We start from the raw sequence: 16,265 nt of genomic DNA, 5'->3' as shown, positions 1-16,265 counted from the left end.
AGTGCATGCTATAATAATTGTTGTACGATAATTTCATAGACGTTACCACAGGGGGGGGCTTCTTAGCTGAGATTGAGTCCACATGTTTTTGGATTCTGACCCTTTGAACCTGTTCGTTAATACGAGCGTAGGGATTGTGGCGATTGCATTTCTAACAATAGAAACTGCTTTCTTCTGGGGTACGTTTTTGACCAAAAAGAAGAGGGGAGTTTATTTTTTATGCAAAACAAACGATTAATCATTTTACTTGAGTGTGCTATCTTTGCTGCAGTTGCGATGGTATTAAGTTTCATCCCGCTAGACATTGGTTCCAGTTTTTCCATCTCGCTTGGAATGATTCCAATGTATGTTATCGCGATTCGACGCGGTTTTTGGGCGGCTGGATTTGCAGGATTGTTATGGGGGTTACTACATTTCTTAACAGGTAAGGCATATATATTAATGCCCTCCCAGGCAATTATTGAGTATATTTTGGCATTCAGTTTTATTGCTTTCAGCGGTGTCTTTAGCAAGCAAGTTCGAAGTAATTTAGCTGCTAATCAACTCAAAAAAGCAATTGAATGGGCGTGGGGAACCATGATTATTGGAGGAGTAGCTCGATATTTTTGGCACTATGTCGCAGGAGTATTATTCTGGGGTGCTTATGCATTTCAAGGTTGGGGAGCACAACTATTTTCAATCGTGATGAATGGAGCTAGTTGCCTTGGTACCGTCCTTGTTTCAGGTATCATTATTTCGATATTATTGAAGACTTCACCAAAATTATTTTTACCAAAATAACCAAAAGGTCCAGAAGCAATTGCTTTTGGGCCTTTTTAAGTGTGTTATAATTAAATAAATACTATATTGCAGCTTATTACAATGCTCATTTTCACGATTACGAGTTTAGCATCGATGTCACACGTGCCACAAGTACGAAATCATCTTGTTTAGTAACTTCCGTTTGAATGTAACACTGTCTTTAAGCTGTTTTTTTGTATTTAAAAAGTTTAAATCTATACTAGTTAGGGAAATTAGTTACCGATTGCCAATTTTTTTGGTATTGGTAAAGAAAAAATGGAGGTGTGTAAGCGTGTTAAAATTCGAACACGTAACAAAGACTTATAAAGGGGGCAAAAAAGCAGTTAATGATCTAACACTAAACATCGATAAAGGAGAATTTGTTTGTTTTATCGGTCCAAGTGGTTGTGGGAAAACGACAACAATGAAGATGATTAACCGGCTTATTGAACCTACAGAAGGAAAAATATTTATTAATGATAAAGACATCATGGCGGAAGATCCCGTCAAACTAAGACGTTCTATTGGTTATGTTATTCAGCAAATTGGCTTGATGCCACATATGACGATTCGTGAAAATATCGTCCTTGTACCAAAATTACTTAAATGGTCCGAAGAGAAAAAACAAGAACGGGCAAAAGAATTAATTAAATTAGTAGATTTACCAGAAGAGTTTTTGGACCGTTACCCTTACGAATTAAGTGGTGGACAGCAGCAACGTATCGGTGTTTTAAGAGCGCTTGCAGCAGAGCAAAACTTAATTCTGATGGATGAACCTTTTGGAGCACTAGATCCAATTACTCGTGATTCCCTACAAGAAGAATTCAAAAATTTGCAAAAAGAACTTGGCAAGACGATTATTTTTGTTACCCATGATATGGATGAAGCGATTAAACTGGCGGACCGTATCGTCATTATGAAAGCTGGTGAAATTGTTCAATTTGATACTCCAGATGAAATTTTGCGTAACCCTGCGAATTCGTTTGTAGAAGATTTCATCGGTAAAGATCGCTTAATTGAAGCGAAACCAGAAGTTACACAAGTAGCACAAATCATGAACACAAATCCAGTCTCTATTACAGCGGACAAATCACTCCAAGCTGCGATTACTGTGATGAAAGAGAAACGAGTAGATACATTACTTGTTGTCGATGAAGGTAACGTGTTGAAAGGATTTATCGATGTAGAGCAAATTGATTTAAATCGTCGTACGGCAACTTCTGTCATGGATATCATCGAGAAAAATGTCTTTTATGTGTATGAAGATACCTTGCTTCGCGATACTGTACAACGGATTCTAAAACGCGGCTATAAATACATTCCTGTAGTGGATAAAGATAAACGACTTGTCGGAATTGTTACTCGTGCCAGCTTAGTGGATATCGTGTATGACTCCATTTGGGGTACGGTAGAAGATGCGACAGAAAATCAGGAGGAACAGGCGGATTCCAAAACGACAGAACCAGAAATGAAGCAGGAGGGATAAGCTATGGACGCAATTGTTACTTTTTTTCAAGAAAACGGCCATAACTTGCTTGTTCAAACATGGCAACATTTATTTATCTCCTTATCTGCTGTTATTTTAGGTATTGCGGTTGCAGTACCAACTGGGATTTTACTTACACGCTCACCAAAAGTAGCAAATTTTGTAATTGGTGTTGTTAGTGTTTTGCAAACCGTTCCTTCTCTTGCCATTTTGGCGTTTATTATTCCGTTTCTTGGTGTTGGTACATTACCAGCGATTATTGCGTTATTTATTTACGCACTTTTACCAATTTTACGAAACACGTTTATTGGTGTTCGAGGAGTCGACAAAAATTTAATTGAATCTGGTCGCGGCATGGGGATGACGAATTGGCAACTAATTATTAATGTCGAAATTCCTAACTCCATTTCCGTTATTATGGCTGGTATTCGTTTATCTGCAGTATATGTTATCGCTTGGGCAACGCTTGCTTCTTACATTGGAGCTGGTGGACTAGGAGACTTTATTTTTAATGGTTTAAACTTATACCGCCCCGATTTAATTCTTGGTGGGGCAATTCCTGTTACCATTTTAGCCCTTGTAGTAGAATTCGCGCTTGGAAAATTAGAATATCGTCTAACTCCAAAAGCCATCCGTGAAGCTCGGGAAGGGGGAGAATAACATGAAGAAAAAATTTATCGCGTTATTCAGCGTATTACTACTAACTAGTTCTCTTTTCTTATCTAGCTGTTCTTTACCAGGACTTGGAGGCAGTTCCAAAGATACTATTCGCATCGGTGCAATGGCAACAACTGAATCTCAAATCGTTTCGAATATTTTAAAAGAATTAATTGAACATGATACTGGCCTAAAAGTAGAAATCGTCAACAACCTTGGATCAACTATCGTTCAGCACCAAGCGATGTTAAATGGGGATGTAGATATTACTGCAACAAGATATACCGGTACAGATTTAGTTGGTCCACTTGGTGAAGAAGCAATTAAAGATCCAGAAAAAGCTTTAGCAGCTGTTAAGAAAGGTTTTGAAGAACGTTTCCACCAAACCTGGTTTGATTCTTACGGCTTTGCTAATACGTATGTGTTTATGGTACGCCAAGACACTGCGAAAAAATACAATTTAAACACCGTAAGTGATATGCGAAAAGTAGAAAATGAGCTCACAGCTGGTGTCGATAATTCTTGGATGGAACGTGAAGGCGATGGCTATAAAGCATTTTCAAAAGCCTATGATATTGAATTCAAGAAAATATTTCCAATGCAAATTGGCTTAATCTACACAGCGCTTAAAAACAATCAAATGGATGTGGCGCTTGGTTATTCAACAGACGGACGTATCCCAACTTACAATTTAAAACTATTAAAAGATGATAAAAAATTCTTCCCACCATATGATGCTTCAGCTCTAGCAACAGATGAAATTTTAAAGAAACATCCAGAATTAAAAACGACTATCAATAAATTAAAAGGTAAAATTTCGACAGAAGAAATGCAAAAACTTAATTATGAAGCGGATGGCAAATTGAAAGAACCGTCCATCGTAGCGCAAGAATTCTTGCAAAAAAATAATTACTTTGAAGGTAAAAACTAAGGAGGTGCCAAAAGATGGACACATTAAAACAATTAATTGATTATTACCAAACAAATGGAAGTTATGTCATGGAAGAGTTCTGGCGGCATTTCTTGATGAGTGCTTACGGAGTTATCTTCGCAGCAATCATCGCAATACCGCTCGGAGTATATATTGCAAGAAAAAAACGCTTAGCTGGCTGGGTTATCCAAATCGCTAATATCATCCAAACAATTCCGGCACTAGCAATGTTAGCCGTACTTATGCTTATAATGGGCTTAGGGACGAATACAGTCGTCTTATCCTTATTCCTATATTCTTTACTACCAATTCTAAAAAACACCTATACGGGCATTAGAAACGTTGATGGCGCACTTTTAGAATCTGGTAAAGCGATGGGGATGACAAAATGGCAAGTACTACGCCTCATAGAAATGCCACTCGCATTATCTGTTATTATGGCAGGTATTCGAAATGCACTTGTTATTGCTATTGGTGTAGCGGCAATTGGGACATTCGTTGGAGCGGGAGGTCTCGGTGATATTATTGTACGCGGAACAAATGCAACAAATGGTACTGCTATCATTTTAGCTGGTGCTATCCCAACCGCAGTTATGGCCATATTAGCCGATGTACTTCTCGGTTGGGTCGAACGCACACTAAACCCAGTTAAAAACAAAAGAAAATCACTAACTGAAGCCTTATAAAAATATACGAAAACACAACCTATCATTTCTATAAAACGGTTGTGTTTTTCGTTTGACAAAGAATGTTTCCCGTAGTAAACTTTTTATCATAAACGAAAGAAGGTCAGGGAGCATGAAAAAGGATAAAACAGAACGTACAAAACAAAGCTGGAGAAAAGCACAGAATGCTCCCAGCTTAAGCGAAGTAAATAATTCCGTAGCTATTCCTAAAAACGCAAAATTTTTCCGTAAATTATTTGCCTTTATGGGGCCAGGTGCACTTATTGCGGTCGGCTATGTCGATCCAGGGAACTGGGCAACTTCTATTGCCGGCGGGTCAGAATTTGGTTACACATTGTTATCCGTTATTTTAATTTCTAATATTCTAGCCGTTTTATTACAATCACTTGCATCAAAATTAGGCATTGTCACCGGTCGCGATTTAGCCCAAGCTTCAAGTGATCACTTTTCTAAACCATTTGGATTCGTTCTTTGGATTTTAGCTGAATTAGCGATTATAGCAACAGATATCGCAGAAGTCATCGGTAGTGCGATTGCGCTTAATTTACTATTTGGGATTCCATTAATTTGGGGAGTTTGTATTACTGCATTAGATATTTTTCTCGTATTATTTTTACAACATAAAGGTTTCCGCTACATAGAAGTTATTGTTATTACTTTAATGGTTACGATTCTTGTATGTTTTGGTGCGGAAATGGTGATGTCTCATCCTGATATGCAAGCAATAGCAAAAGGTTTTATTCCACAATCAGAAATTGTTACTAATCCAGCTATGCTTTATATTGCACTTGGTATTCTTGGGGCAACAGTGATGCCACATAATTTATATTTGCATTCATCTATTGTTCAAACCAGACAATACGCTCGAACAAAAGAAGGGAAGAAAGAAGCGATTCGTTTTTCCTTTATCGATTCCACTTTTTCTTTAACGATTGCATTATTAATCAATGCATCGATTTTAATTTTAGCGGCTGCCGCTTTTTATACGACCGGTCAGCATAATGTCGCTGGTATTGAGGATGCTTACAAATTACTCAATCCAACACTTGGAAGCAGTATCGCCAGCACTGTTTTTGCAGTAGCATTACTCGCATCAGGGCAAAATTCTACTTTAACAGGAACATTAGCTGGTCAAATCGTCATGGAAGGTTTCCTTAATATCCGTTTAAAACCAGTAGTGCGCCGTTTGTTAACACGTGTACTTGCAATCGTTCCAGCTGTTATTATCACAGCACTTTACGGGGCAAATGGTATCAATGAACTACTCATTTTTAGCCAAGTTATTCTATCAATGCAATTATCGTTCGCAGTTATCCCATTAGTTATGTTCACAAGTGATAAACAAAAGATGGGCGAATTCGTCAATCCAACATGGTTAAAAATCATTTCTTGGGCTGTCGCCATTTTTATTGCAGTCTTAAACATCTACTTGTTATTTTATACTTTGACGTCATTATAAATAAGGGAAGAAGACAATAATTATATTATGTAAACAATTAAAAATAATTTTCTCATTTCTTTCCCTCGAAATTTTCATCTTTATACTATATAATTGAATTATATAATACTAATGGCGTAGTAAAGGTGTTGATTAACGATGACGGATAAACTATTAAAACAACATAAAAGGCTTTTAGAACAGCAACATAAACTACCGTACACAATCAATTTGAGCGGAGAAGTTTTCACAATTATTATTTATACTAAATTAAGTAAAGTAGCTGGTGTGACAGTATTAAATTCACAAGAAGAACCAGCCACAGTGAAAGAAGCAGAAGCAGTAGTTAATCGCATTCAAAAGTATAATTTCTATTTTGAATACTTAGGCAAACGCGCACATGTAATCAAAGAACGCGATAGCATTATTGCTGAAAAAATAGAGCAAACACAATTGATTTTAAATGATAATACTATTTTTGGTGAAAAAATGCAGCCAACTATTGATGAACTTAATTTAGCGATGGAGGTTTATAAGCAACAACAACGCAAAATGGATGTTTATCAAGAAGATATTACTCTACTCAATCAAAAAATCAAAATGCAAGGTGAAATTCTAGAAGAAGACTGGGAATCCGCTGAAAATTTATCGATTGCATTTGCTAAAGCAGCTTATGCGCAAAGTATTTATTTAGAAGCAACCCGAAAAAATCGCAAACAATTAGCAAAATGGTTCCATCTTCATCAAAAAGAATTACCTACTGACAAACAAAAAGCGTTAAGTAAAATGGTATCTGTTCTAAGTGACACAAATGCCGGTCTTGTTTTCGATCAAATTATTTCACTTAGACCACTACTTGAAGAAGGCTTGATGCTTGATCACGAGCAATCACTAACCCAAAGAGCTGCTGAATTCAACAAAGAATTTGAAACACATTGTCGTTTTTACAAACCAAACATTAATAAAGTCAAAAACTTAATTAGACAATAAAAAAAGCGAAGTGGCGTAAAAACCACTTCGCTTTTTTATTTAATAATACCTTGATCTTTCAAATAGTCTTTGGCAACTGTATAAGCTGATTTGCCATTTACATTCACTTCATAATTCATTTTACGCATTTCATCATCTGTAATTTTCCCAGCTAGTTTATTTAATGGTTTTTTCAGTTCTGGGTATTTTTCTAATGTTTTTGTCAGCATAAGCGGTGCACCTTGATAAGGAGGGAAGAGCTGCTGATCGTCTTCTAGGACTTTTAATTTATATTGGGCGAGTTCACTATCTGTTGAGTAAGCATCTAGTAAATTGATGTCTCCAGATTTAATTGCATTATATCGCAGTTTTGGCTCCATTGTTTTCAAGTTAGAGAATGTGAGACCATATTTATCTTGAATGCCTTTATAACCATCCGAACGGTCTTTAAACTCCAGTGTGAATCCAGCTTTTACTTGGTCAGATACTGGGCCAAGATCAGATATTTTTTCTAAATTATTTTCTTTTGCAAATTCTGGTGAAACCGCAAGAGCATAGGTGTTATTATATTTCATCGGTTTTAAATAAGACATATTAAAATCTTTTGCCAAACCATCACGTGCTTGCGTATACACTTCTTCAGGATCATGTGTTTTTGCATTTTCTTTTAAGAATGTCTCTAGCACTGTTCCTGTAAATTCAGGATAAATATCAATATCACCTGATTTTAATGCATTAAAAACGAAGCTCGTTTTACCCATATTCGGCTTCACATTAACTTTTAAATCTGTTTCGTCCTCAATAACTAGTTTGTACATATTAATCAAAATTTCTGGTTCTGCACCTAATTTACCTGCAATCGTAATTTCTTTTTTATCAGACGCAAAATAAGGAACGACGATAATTGCGGCAGTTAATAAGATACCTGCTGAAATCGTAATAATCGTGCTTTTAAAAGATGCTTTTTCAAGGAAACGTAGTAAGAAATCAAACAAAATCGCTAGTAACGCTGCTGGAATTGCACCTAATAGAATTAAACTATTATCATTGCGGTCAATCCCTAGTAAAATCAAGTCCCCGAGTCCACCTGCACCAATTAAGGCAGCAAGTGTCGCTGTACCGATGATTAATACCATCGCTGTACGAATACCAGCCATAATTACTGGCATAGCAAGAGGAAGTTGTACTTTGTATAATCTTTTCCATTTGTTCATTCCCATTGCGCGTGAGGCTTCAACAAGGGCTGGGTCGACTTCTTTTATCCCAGTATATGTATTCCTTAAAATAGGTAAGAGGGCGTAAATAACAAGCGCAATAATCGCTGGAACTATCCCAATACCAACGAGCGGAATTAACAAACCAAGTAGTGCCAGAGAAGGAATTGTTTGAAAAATAGCGGCTACTTGAATAATTGGTTCAGCGAGACGCTTATGTCTAGTTAAATAAATCCCAAGAGGTAAGGCAATTAACACCGCTATAAAAAGAGAGACAAAGGAAATTTGAATATGTTGTACTAAAGCTGTGAATAGTTCATCTTTACGGACAGTAAATGTATCTATAAGAGTATTCATACAAGCTCACCTGAACTTTTCAGATGACGCGCTAAGAATTGCATCACATGTTTATTTGAAACTGTACCGATAAAATTACCTGCTTCGTCTGTGACAGGAATTGACTGTTCTTCCGCGATTCGCCGAACAAGGTTTTCGACAGGCTCCGCTGATGAAATTCCAAGTGTGCCATCACTAGTTTGATACGAATAAAACAGGTCAGCTTCTATTAAGTCCTTCACCGTAAAGTTTGCTTCTAAAATTGGCGTATTGAAAGCATGTCCAGATGCTAAGAAATCTTTAACGAAGTCATTTTCTGGATTTTTCATAATTTCTTGTGGTGTTGCTACTTGGACAATTTCACCGCCTTGCATTACGCAAATTCTGTCACCAAGTGCTAAAGCCTCTTGCATATCATGGGTAACAAATACAATCGTTTTCTTGATTTTCTTTTGAAGCGCAGAAATATCTTGTTGCAAACGTTGGCGAGAAATCGGATCAAGTGCACTAAAAGGTTCATCCATCAGAATAATTCCAGGATCTGCTGCAAGGGCACGAACAACACCAACCCGTTGCTGTTCACCACCAGATAATTCAGCTGGTTTGCGATGACGATAACTTTCAGGATCCAAGCCAACACTATCTAATAATTCCGTAATCCGGTCATGAATTTTCTCCTTGCTCCATTTTTTTAATTCCGGAACGATAGCGATATTTTCTTCAATAGTCATGTGAGGAAAGAGCGCAATTTGTTGTAAAACATAGCCGATATCCCAGCGAAGTTCATGAATATCATAATCACTAATTCGCTTTTCATTAATATAAATGGTTCCAGTTGTCAGTGGAATCAAGCGATTAATCATTTTTAGTGTTGTTGTTTTCCCGCAACCACTCGGTCCGATGAAAACAAAGAACTCGCCGTCTTTTATGTCCAAAGTTACATTATTTACTGCTGCTGTTTTATCATCGCTGTATTTTTTGGATACATTATCAAAACGAATCATTTTTTCATCCCTTTCCTTTTTAATCAAACGTATGTTCTACATCATAACATTTTTAATTATATTACTCAAGAACATATCATCCAATTACCCTAAATCATCCCTAAATATTCCTAATTTAAGAAAAAAACTATGGAATTCTTTGTAAAAGAGAGGTTCCATGATAAAATAAAGGAAGTGATTTTTAAACTACAACCATGAAAGGTTTGAAATAAATAATGAATAACTTACAAACACAGTTTCCGCATATAGCGATTAAATTAAATGAACCGTTGTCTAAGTATACCTATACAAAAACAGGCGGCGCGGCAGACGTATTCGTTATGCCAAAAACAATAGAAGAGACGCAAGAAGTGGTGGCCTACTGTCACCAAAATAAAATCCCTCTTACTATTCTCGGAAATGGTTCCAATCTAATCATTAAAGACGGCGGAATTCGCGGCGTTATTTTACATCTTGATTTACTACAAACCATTGAAAGAAACAATACCCAAATTATCGCCATGAGTGGTGCCAAACTCATTGATACAGCAAAATTCGCTTTAGATGAAAGCTTAAGCGGACTTGAATTTGCTTGTGGTATTCCCGGATCTATTGGGGGAGCACTACATATGAATGCAGGAGCATACGGAGGCGAAATTAGTGATGTTTTAGAAGCTGCAACCGTGCTGACACAAACAGGTGAATTAAAAAAACTAAAACGTTCAGAACTAAAAGCAGCTTATCGCTTTAGTACTATTGCAGAAAAAAATTACATCGTATTAGATGCTACTTTTTCTTTGGCCTTAGAAGAAAAAAACCTAATTCAAGCAAAAATGGATGAACTTACTGCAGCACGTGAAGCTAAACAACCATTAGAGTATCCATCTTGTGGTAGTGTATTCAAACGTCCACCAGGTCACTTTGCGGGTAAATTAATTCAAAATAGTGGCTTGCAAGGCCATATTATTGGCGGCGCGCAAGTTTCTTTAAAACATGCTGGATTTATCGTTAATATCGGTGGGGCAACTGCGACTGACTACATGAATTTAATTGCTTACGTCCAACAAACGGTTCGCGAGAAATTTGATGTAGAGTTAGAAACAGAAGTTAAAATCATAGGCGAAGATAAATAGAGGAGGGCATCCATTTTTGAAAGAGCTTAGTTCATTTTTACAAAATCGTAGTGTGCGGCGAGTTGGCGTATTTATATTAATTGCCTTCGTTTTATACTTATTAAGAAGCCAAATGAATATTATTTTACTAACATTCATTTTTTCTTACCTTATTACACGTTTAGAGAATTTTATTTTACGGAGAATCTCCATTTATCGGCAAATTATTGTGTTGTTACTTTATGTTTTAATCGCCGCAGTTATCATCTTCGTATTTGTTAAGTACATTCCTGTCTTAGCGGATCAAATAAATCAACTAGTGAAATTCGGAAATACTTTCTTAACGACAGATAGCAACAATGACTTCATTAATTACATTGTTAGTTTAGCGAATCAATTTGATATTATGAAATACACAGAACAGGGTGTTTCAATGATATTAACTTATTTAACTAATGTGGGAACTGTATTGATGAACGTCTTTATCGCACTAATGTTAAGTCTATTTTTCTCACTAGGAAAAGAACATTTAGTTTCATTCACGAATCAATTTTCTACTAGTAAAATTGGTTTTATCTATGAAGAAGTGAAGTTCTTTGGATCCAAATTTGTTGCTACTTTTGGTAAAGTTATTGAAGCACAATTTATCATTGCGCTTGTGAATGCCATTTTAACGACGATAGCACTTTGGATTTTAGGTTTCCCGCAATTGATGACTTTATCCATAATGGTGTTTTTGCTTGGTTTGATTCCAGTGGCAGGGGTGATTATTTCTCTTGTCCCGTTAACTATCATTGGTTATTCTATCGGCGGCGTGGAATACATTTTCTACATTTTAGTCGTTGTTATTATTATCCATGCACTCGAATCTTATGTCCTTAATCCAAAACTTATGTCAGCGAAAACAAATTTACCAGTTTTTTATACTTTCATTATTCTTATTTTCGGAGAGCATTTCTTCGGTATTTGGGGATTAATCGTTGGTATTCCAGTTGTGATGTTCTTCTTAGATGTGCTCGGCGTTACGAATCAAGAAGAAATCGAACAGCCAAAGGACACAATCAGTCATACGTAATTCACACGGGGGTTCTTCCAGATTTTCTGGAAAATCCCTGTTTTTTTGAAGGGGGAGAAAATAATGGAAAAACATCTTTTTGTGATTTCATTAGACGCACTTGGAGCACTTGATTTAAAAGATACGACAGATTTGCCCGTTTTACGGGAATTAATTAAGACAGGAACTCACATCCAAGAAGTTGAAACCATTTATCCATCACTGACATATCCAGCGCACACAAGTATTATCACGGGGCATTATCCCGCAACTCATGGGATTATTAATAACACAAAAGTTCAACCTGAAAAAGATTCTCCTGATTGGTATTGGTATAAAAAAGCCATTCAAGTACCAACACTTTATGATTTAGCCAAAGAGAAAGGGATGACGACCGCTGCTTTTTTATGGCCGGTTGCAGCAAAAAGTGGAATTGATTATAATATTGCTGAAATTTTTCCAAATCGCTTTTGGTTAACGCAAATGATGGTGTCATTACATGCTAGCTCACCATTATTTTTAATAGATATGGACCGAAAATTTGGTCATCTGCGAAAGGGAATCAACCAACCAGACTTAGATATATTTTTGACAGCTAGCGTAGTTGATACAATTAAAGCGAAAAGGCCAAGATTACTTTTAACACATTTGGTTGATATGGATAGTATGCGACATGCGCACGGAGTAGATTCCCCTGAAGCAAAAGCGGCCTTAAAACGACACGATGAGCGGTTAGCTGCGATTATCCAAGCTACAAAAGAAGCTGGCATTTATGAAAATACTGTCTTTGCTATTCTAGGTGATCATTATCAAATTAATGTAACACACGCCATACGCCTAAATGTCCTTTTTGCCGAACAGGGCTGGATGACCGTAGTGGACGATAAGATTACGGAATGGGATGTCTACGCTAAAAGTTGTGACGGTTCCAGTTATATTTACACAAAAAACAATCAACATAATCAAGAAATCCAGCATTTACTTCAAAACATGGCTGAAATAGAAGAAATTTTGCCGAAAGAAGAAATAGCACTTCGTGGTGCTGATCCTAATGCTACTTTTATGGTTGAAGGGAGGGCTGGTTTTTATTTTATGGATGATTTAGATGGACCGGTTTACGAAAAAGTCACTGATGAAATGCTTGGAAAACCAGGTTACTATAAAGCAGTTCACGGTTATTCTCCTAAAAAGCCAGATTACAAAACCACGATTATTTTTAATGGACCTGGCATTAAAAAAGGAGACAAAATCAGCAATGCTCATTTAGTTGACGAAGCGCCTACATTTGCACACATTTTGGACTTACAATTTCCAAATACTGCTGGCTCTGTCATAGAAGCGATATTTGAATAGAAAAGGGGAGAAACACACTTGGCATATACAAAAGAGGAGAAAAGTTGGATTTTTCAAGATTGGGCGAATTCCGCCTACTCAATCATGATAACAACTGCGATTTTACCAATTTATTTTAAAGGGGTAGCAGCGAGTGCCGGGATTGCTGACACTACATCGACTGCGTACTGGGGATATGCGAACTCTATTGGAACATTACTTATTTCATTATTAGCTCCGATACTCGGAACCATTGCAGATTATCAATTTTTTAAAAAGCGATTTTTCGGAATTTTTACTGCCATCGGGATTGGCTTTACTTTCTTATTAGTTTTCATACCCACAGATGCCTGGCTATTGTTACTGGGGTTCTATGTACTCTCATTAATTGGCTTTTCTGGCGCAAATATTTTTTATGATGCCTTTTTAATTGATGTAACAACGAACGACCGGATGGATAGAGTGTCATCTGCCGGATATGCGTATGGTTATTTAGGAAGTTGTATTCCTTTTATTATCTTTATTATTTTCCAAGCGACAGGTATCTTGCCAATCAGTGATGTGGCACTCGTCAATATTGGTTTTGTGATGACGGCGCTTTGGTGGCTATTTTTCACGATTCCCATGTGGAAAAACGTTCATCAAATTCACTATATTCCAGCGGTGAAACGTCCAGTCAGAACTAGTTTTAAAAGATTGTTTCATACAATTAGCCACATTAGTGAACATAAAAATATTGTTATCTTCTTAATTGCTTATTTTTTCTACATAGATGGGGTTGATACAATTTTCCGCATGGCGACATCATACGGGGTTGATCTTGGGATTTCTCAGACGACATTAATTTTAATTCTTTTAATGACACAACTCGTTGCATTTCCGTTCACTTTATTATACGGATACTTAGCCAAACGTTTCAGTGCAAAACCGCTTATCTTTACCGCGATTTTTGTTTATATTATTATTTGTATTTATGCGGTTTTCATGAAATCTGCACTTGATTTTTGGATATTAGCGATGTTAGTTGGAACTTCGCAAGGTGGTATTCAAGCATTAAGTAGATCATTCTTCGGAAAAATTATTCCTAAAAAGCGTTCGAATGAGTTTTACGGATTTTATAATATTTTCGGGAAATTTTCAGCAATCATGGGGCCCGCACTTATGGGTGTAATCACACAAATTACTGGAAAAACGCAATACGGTGTGGCTAGTTTAATTGTACTTTTCCTCGTTGGCGGTATTTTATTTGTGTTCGTAAAAGAGAAAAACTTAGAAAATCTTTAAACCCTTTTAAGAAAGTCCTTATTTTCACATGTTATCCTTGAGGTAGCCTTTGAAAAGGAGGACGCCAGGATGAAAAGATACTTTATAATTCTTATTTTACCAATCCTTTCTATATTTGCTGCAGTGACGATGTATTTTTCCTGGTTTCAGGGATGGCTTTATTTTTACTTAAAGCACGTAATGGCCACAGTTAGTCATATGGGCTACATTACGGTTGGCATCACGGCGATATTACTCTATTTTGTCACAGTACAATTAGTAAACTGGAAAACAAATAAAGCATTACTTGTTTTTTGCTACATTATTTATTTCAGTATTCTACTCTGTTTGTTATTCGGAAAGGCTTCCGACACGCAAGGATTTTCAAGTGATACTTTTGGGTTTGTTGATACATTTTTATCAGGTAATTTACGCGTCATTATCATAGGAAATGTATTAGCCTTTGTACCAATTGGTTTTTTACTCAAAAAATTAGGTTTTTTCACCGCATTACTATCAGCTGGAATGTTGATATTCGCTGTAGAAGGGGCGCAGTACATGCTACATGTAGGATTCTTTGACACCGGAGATGTATTCCTGAATGTTTGTGGTATCATGCTTGGCTACATTGTGATTCGTTTTTTATCCCCAAGAAAATATAAAGAGCTCAAAGTAAAACCGACTAGCTGATTTAGCCTAGTCGGTTTTTTGATTATTTTTTAATATATTGACGTTTATGCTCTTGAATACCAGTTAATACAATGGTTGCTGGGTCACTAGCAGGATCCACTTCAAACGTCGAACCATCTTTAGGTAATTGTTGTTTGAATTTCGTTTCATAATCTGGAATAGCAAGTTTCGTACGGTTTGCTAACAATTCCGCATGTTCATCTTTACGGATATATTTTTTATAGTCAGGTTGTAGCACTCCATGGAAGAACTCGCCAACAGCACCAGACCCGTAACTAAAGAAGCCAATTTTATCCTCTGCTTGTAAATCTGCTTGATTGTCTAACAAGGAAATAAAGCTTAAATAAAGGGAACCAGTGTAAATATTACCGACATTGCGGCTATAAAGCGTACTTAGACGATAATTTTCTAGCAATCTTTCTTGAACCTCAGTTGGAGCTGTTTCAATAATAGTATCTAACGCTTTTTTACCCATTTTTGTATATGGTAAGTGGAAACAAATAGCTGCAAAATCTTCTAAGTTCTTGCCAAATTTTGCTGAATACTTTTCCCAAATGGTTTGGAAAAAGTGAATGTACTGCTCCGTCGAATATTTACCTTCTACACATGCATACTCAGAGTAAACAGGGCGCCAGAAGTCCATAATATCTTCTGTATAAAACACATTATCGTCTTCAAGTGTGATACAACGTGGATCAGCAGCAATAACCATCGCAACAGCTCCAGCTCCTTGAGTTGCTTCGCCGCCAGTTGCCAAGCCGTAACGAGCAATATCCGATCCGATAACCAGTACTTTACTATCAGGATGTTTCGCAACATAATCTTTCGCTAAATTAATTCCTGCAGTGGCTCCGTAGCAAGCTTCTTTTATTTCAATTGCACGAGAGAACGGCTGAATACCTAGCAAACGGTGAATATAAACCGCGCCAGCCTTTGACTCATCAATTCCTGATTCTGTCGCCAAAATAACTAAATCAATTTTTTTCAAATCTTCTTCATCTAAAATCTGTAAAGCTGCATTTGCGCCCATTGTTACTGAATCTTGCGTAATCGGAGCAAAAGCCATTTTATCTTGGCCAATACCAATAGTAAACTTGTTAGGATCAATATTTCTAGCTTCAGCAAGTTCTACCATATCAACATAAAATGCAGGAGTATAAAAACCTATTTTATCAATTCCAATTTTCATATGTAAGCTCAAGTCCTTTATATTTTATTTGTAAGTACTTTAATTTTAGTAGAAAAATGCACAAAATACAATACATTGGGCTTAATCTAGTGAGTTTTTAGCTAGTTTCATGATATAATACGGATAGATTACATTTAAAGGAGAT

General features: G+C 36.5%; 15 protein-coding genes and 1 riboswitch. Of the genes, 12 read left to right on the top strand and 3 right to left on the bottom strand.

All coding sequences use genetic code 11. The features are described from left to right. Positions 1–41 precede the first annotated feature (41 nt). Positions 42–151, top strand: a riboswitch (TPP riboswitch). A 68-nt stretch (positions 152–219) separates the two neighbouring features. The 7 genes from thiT to GL301_RS07225 all read left to right on the top strand — a co-directional run bounded on the left by thiT (position 220) and on the right by GL301_RS07225 (position 6,968). Continuing rightward, complete coding sequence (gene thiT / locus GL301_RS07255) at positions 220–780, top strand: energy-coupled thiamine transporter ThiT (RefSeq protein ID WP_003725372.1); 561 nt, start codon at positions 220–222, stop codon at positions 778–780. A 292-nt stretch (positions 781–1,072) separates the two neighbouring features. Beyond that, a complete protein-coding gene (locus GL301_RS07250) occupies positions 1,073–2,266 on the top strand; it encodes a betaine/proline/choline family ABC transporter ATP-binding protein (RefSeq protein ID WP_070298276.1) in 1,194 nt (397 codons plus the stop codon). 3 nt (positions 2,267–2,269) lie between these two features. Next, positions 2,270–2,926 (top strand): ABC transporter permease, encoded by a 657-nt coding sequence (locus GL301_RS07245; protein WP_003725370.1) that lies wholly within the window; start codon positions 2,270–2,272, stop codon positions 2,924–2,926. A gap of 1 nt (position 2,927) precedes the next feature. Next, positions 2,928–3,854 (top strand): osmoprotectant ABC transporter substrate-binding protein, encoded by a 927-nt coding sequence (locus tag GL301_RS07240; protein ID WP_003721931.1) that lies wholly within the window; start codon positions 2,928–2,930, stop codon positions 3,852–3,854. Between the two features lie 14 nt (positions 3,855–3,868). Further along, entirely contained in the window at positions 3,869–4,540 is a 672-nt protein-coding gene (locus GL301_RS07235) for an ABC transporter permease (RefSeq protein WP_003725369.1), read from the top strand. Positions 4,541–4,652: 112 nt separating this feature from the next. Next, a complete protein-coding gene (locus GL301_RS07230) occupies positions 4,653–5,999 on the top strand; it encodes an Nramp family divalent metal transporter (RefSeq protein WP_003721929.1) in 1,347 nt (448 codons plus the stop codon). Positions 6,000–6,137: 138 nt separating this feature from the next. Continuing rightward, positions 6,138–6,968, top strand: a complete 831-nt coding sequence (locus GL301_RS07225; protein WP_003725368.1) for a hypothetical protein — start codon at positions 6,138–6,140, stop codon at positions 6,966–6,968. Between the two features lie 35 nt (positions 6,969–7,003). On the opposite strand, the gene GL301_RS07220 is transcribed toward GL301_RS07225, so the two are convergent. Both GL301_RS07220 and GL301_RS07215 read right to left on the bottom strand, forming a co-directional pair. Next, positions 7,004–8,518, bottom strand: a complete 1,515-nt coding sequence (locus GL301_RS07220; protein ID WP_003725367.1) for an ABC transporter permease/substrate-binding protein — start codon at positions 8,516–8,518, stop codon at positions 7,004–7,006. Further along, on the bottom strand, positions 8,515–9,501 hold the full coding sequence (locus GL301_RS07215) for an ABC transporter ATP-binding protein (RefSeq protein WP_070298277.1): 987 nt from the start codon (positions 9,499–9,501) through the stop codon (positions 8,515–8,517). Before GL301_RS07215 ends, GL301_RS07220 begins: the two co-directional genes overlap by 4 nt. Positions 9,502–9,716: 215 nt before the next feature. Between GL301_RS07215 and murB the strand changes: the two genes are divergently transcribed. The 5 genes from murB (at position 9,717) to GL301_RS07190 (ending at position 14,931) form a co-directional block, all read left to right on the top strand. After that, positions 9,717–10,613: a UDP-N-acetylmuramate dehydrogenase gene (gene murB, locus GL301_RS07210; RefSeq protein ID WP_021496014.1), complete on the top strand. Its 897-nt coding sequence runs from the start codon at positions 9,717–9,719 to the stop codon at positions 10,611–10,613. Between the two features lie 16 nt (positions 10,614–10,629). Further along, entirely contained in the window at positions 10,630–11,667 is a 1,038-nt protein-coding gene (locus tag GL301_RS07205) for an AI-2E family transporter (protein ID WP_003727446.1), read from the top strand. Between the two features lie 63 nt (positions 11,668–11,730). Then, positions 11,731–12,999 (top strand): alkaline phosphatase family protein, encoded by a 1,269-nt coding sequence (locus tag GL301_RS07200; RefSeq protein ID WP_009917891.1) that lies wholly within the window; start codon positions 11,731–11,733, stop codon positions 12,997–12,999. Positions 13,000–13,017: 18 nt separating this feature from the next. Continuing rightward, the gene (locus GL301_RS07195) at positions 13,018–14,262 is read left to right on the top strand and encodes an MFS transporter (RefSeq protein WP_070298278.1); all 1,245 of its coding nucleotides are present in this window, start codon (positions 13,018–13,020) and stop codon (positions 14,260–14,262) included. A gap of 69 nt (positions 14,263–14,331) precedes the next feature. Then, complete coding sequence (locus GL301_RS07190; protein WP_003727449.1) at positions 14,332–14,931, top strand: VanZ family protein; 600 nt, start codon at positions 14,332–14,334, stop codon at positions 14,929–14,931. A gap of 22 nt (positions 14,932–14,953) precedes the next feature. Here the strand turns inward: GL301_RS07190 and GL301_RS07185 are convergent, their stop codons facing one another. Next, positions 14,954–16,120: a hydroxymethylglutaryl-CoA synthase gene (locus GL301_RS07185; protein ID WP_003725360.1), complete on the bottom strand. Its 1,167-nt coding sequence runs from the start codon at positions 16,118–16,120 to the stop codon at positions 14,954–14,956. Between the last annotated feature and the right edge of the window lie 145 nt (positions 16,121–16,265).

The sequence above is a fragment of the Listeria sp. LM90SB2 genome (assembly GCF_028867355.1).
GTDB lineage: Bacteria > Bacillota > Bacilli > Lactobacillales > Listeriaceae > Listeria > Listeria monocytogenes_B.
The sequence above is the reverse complement of the archived record's forward strand: the minus strand, read 5'-3'. Positions and strand labels throughout refer to the sequence as shown.